The 3,004-nt window shown below is 43.7% G+C and carries 1 protein-coding gene; it reads left to right on the forward strand.

Going from position 1 to position 3,004, the window contains the following annotated elements; all coding sequences use genetic code 11:
• Positions 1-643: 643 nt before the first annotated feature.
• Complete coding sequence (locus tag H6G86_RS38005; protein WP_190938709.1) at positions 644-2,338, forward strand: alpha/beta hydrolase; 1,695 nt, start codon at positions 644-646, stop codon at positions 2,336-2,338.
• The last annotated feature ends 666 nt before the right edge of the window (positions 2,339-3,004 follow it).

The raw sequence follows: 3,004 nt of genomic DNA on the forward strand, positions 1-3,004 counted from the left end.
CAACCCACGATGCAGGTGGAATTACCATGAATGATCTTACTCTTGCCCAAAGCATTGATACGTTAGAGTTGTAAAGTCCTGCTTCCGGTAAGGACTTCATGAGTATCCGCCGAGATATGTGCAAAATGGGACACATTGTAAAGTTTTGTAAACTCAATTGTCAAAACCCTTGATTTACCTTCGTTTCAGCCTCGACCATTACTTGACTATTCAAATAAAAACATTCCCTAAAAGGGTCATTTTTGGGCAAGTGTCAGGGACAAAAAGAGGTGAAAGCTTGGTTTTACCGTGCAAAAATTTGATTCGACCTTTATCATTTTGGGGCAAGGCGCGTAAATCAACAAGGGATTGTTTGCAATATTTATTTACAATGTGTCTCTTTTTGCAGGTATCTCGGCGGCCACCCTCTTACGCTTCTGCTCTGGCGTGACATCCAGATAAAGCTACAACGTCCCCAGGTCGCTGTGGCCTTTATTGAATAGTCCTCAAAGGTATCTCTGCGCTGGACATCTGCGTGAGGGCAGTTCGCCTAAAAAGAGTGGGTGCTGGCTCCCTAACAGAGATGTTGTCATAGCACCATTACCCGTGTTTAACAGATTCATCCCGCATTTATGCAACGCCCTAAATCTGATTGAAGGTGAATATGAAATTACTGACCCAAGCTAAATTTATTCATAAGCAGCAAAAAATCATAGCCAATCCTGATAGAAAGCTACTAGCAAAGTTTGGAGTGGTTCTGGGGGGAATGGTTTCTGCGATCGCATCTGCGATTCCTGCTTGTGGAGCCGAACGAATTTCGTTTTACTATGCACCGTTTGGGCAGTTTGATCTGCCTGTTAATTCATTAGAAACCTTTGCTAAGAAGGGAAAAATCGACAGTGATTTTGCCTATTATGCCAAATTTGCAAATTCAGAGGAATTAGCAAGTTTGCGAGATTTATTGCAACGGCGTTTTGATGTCACCCCAACTTTAGTCTCCCAGTTTACCTACTCTCCGGTAGGAGAAACGGTAATGAAGCGGTTGGGAAATGATTTTCAAACAGGTTCTCAACAAAATGGGTTTTATGCACTGCGATCGGCATTCATCTTGGCAGCAGCAGACTCTGATGGCTTAACGCTTGTGAATGTGTTGCGGAAATATCCCAGCCATACGATTTGGTTTAACTTGCCCCGTGTCCGTGGAATCGTTAGCAATCTGTCAGAAATTTTGAAACAGCGAGATTCCCTAATTGCCGCGATTCAGCAAGATGCGATCGCTGAGGCATCTCAGACACTCATTGATTTTTCCCAACGCTCTGATTTGCGAAAAGGTGGATCGTTTAACTGGCAAAAAGAAACGCTGAACCTAAACGATCAATCCCGGAATCGTCAACTGCTAGTGGATCTGTACCTACCTCAACCAAAAAACGGGGATGTTAATCCAACCCCGATTCCAGTCATTGTGATTTCCCACGGGATAGCATCCGATCGTCAGAGCTTTGCCTATCTGGCAGAGCATCTTGCATCCTATGGATTTGCGGTTGCTGCCATCGAACACCCCGACACCAATGCGAAAAAGTATCAGGATTACTTTTCGGGATTAGCAACTCCGCCTAGCGCAATGGCAGCAATCGATCGCCCGTTGGATGTGAAATTTTTATTGGATGAACTACAACGGCTTTCCCAATCAGACTCCAGGTTTCGAGGACGGTTGAATCTCGATCGAGTGGGCGCAATCGGTCAATCTCTTGGCGGATATACAGTACTGGCATTGGCGGGCGCTGCCATTAATTTTCAGCAAGTATACAAGGATTGTAATCCAAATAACTCCCTGAACTTATCGCTGTTGATTCAGTGCAGAGTTGACGAGTTAGCCCCCAAAGACTATTTGCTCAAAGACGATCGCATCAAAGCTGTGATTGCCATGAATCCCCTCGATAGTACCGTATTTGGGCAGTCGGGATTAGAGCAAATTAAAATCCCGGTGATGTTGGTTTCAGGAAGTGATGATATCTTTGCTCCGGCAGTCCCCGAACAAATTCGCCCCTTTAGCTGGCTAACGGCATCCGATAAATATTTGGTATTAATGGACAAAGCAACTCACTTTTCGCTGCTTAAAACGGATTCAGGACGCGGAGTGCTGCCCGTTCCACCAGAGTTTATTGGCCCCAATCCGGCGATCGCTCACTCTTATGCAAAAGTTCTGAGTGTTGCGTTCTTTGAAACCCACATTGCCAATCAACCAGATTACCGTTTTTACCTGAGTGCTTCTTACGCCAAGTCTATAAGTCAGTCCCCGATAAACCTTGAACTGGTGCGATCATTTGCATCTACCAATGCCCTGTTAAACAAGAAATAGTGAACAAGGCGTAAATAGAAGGTTCGTGCAACCAGCGCCTTTGTATAGCAATGGAGAAATTATGGCGATTGTTTTCATGTAGATAAGAATACATATGACGTGAAGCCGAGATATGTGTAAAAAGCTGCAAGATGGTCTGAAAAGCCTTGCTATATATAAGTTTTAGCGTTTTTGAGGCTTATGTAGTATGTTGCCTGAACATACTTGCAGTGTAAGGGTCAATAATTGCTTTTTGCCTACCAAAGAGAATAATAAATACTGTGTGGTAGAAAGCCTATCTTCTGAGCTACAACTACTTTCTTGTAAGGGTTTTAGACAATTCATTGTGACAGATGCCCATTGTCTTAGCTGTAAAATCTGTAAATAAAGTTAATAGATACTCCGGTTTTTGTAGCTATAGATACCCAAGATTTGTACCAGAATGTCAATTTCACTTGAAAATTGCTGAAACCCTTATATAGTAGGAATTTCCAGACCATATTGCAGCTTTTTACACATATCTCGGCTTCACGTCAAGCATAAGCTCTCTTGCTGACCGCCCTTTTCTATCGGCATCACCAAAAGCGATACTGCTGGCGAAATATTGCTTAACCTACCGACTGAGCCATAAGCTTTGCAAATTGCGAAGTTCGCGTGGTCGCTTGTGGAACACCGGACAGCCAGTGA

The sequence above is a fragment of the Nostoc sp. FACHB-133 genome (assembly GCF_014698055.1).
Lineage (GTDB): Bacteria > Cyanobacteriota > Cyanobacteriia > Cyanobacteriales > Nostocaceae > Nostoc.

Excerpts from the sequence above, each read along its gene's own strand:
- H6G86_RS38005 (WP_190938709.1), top strand. The coding sequence starts at position 644 with ATGAAATTACTGACCCAAGCTAAATTTATTCATAAGCAGCAAAAAATC.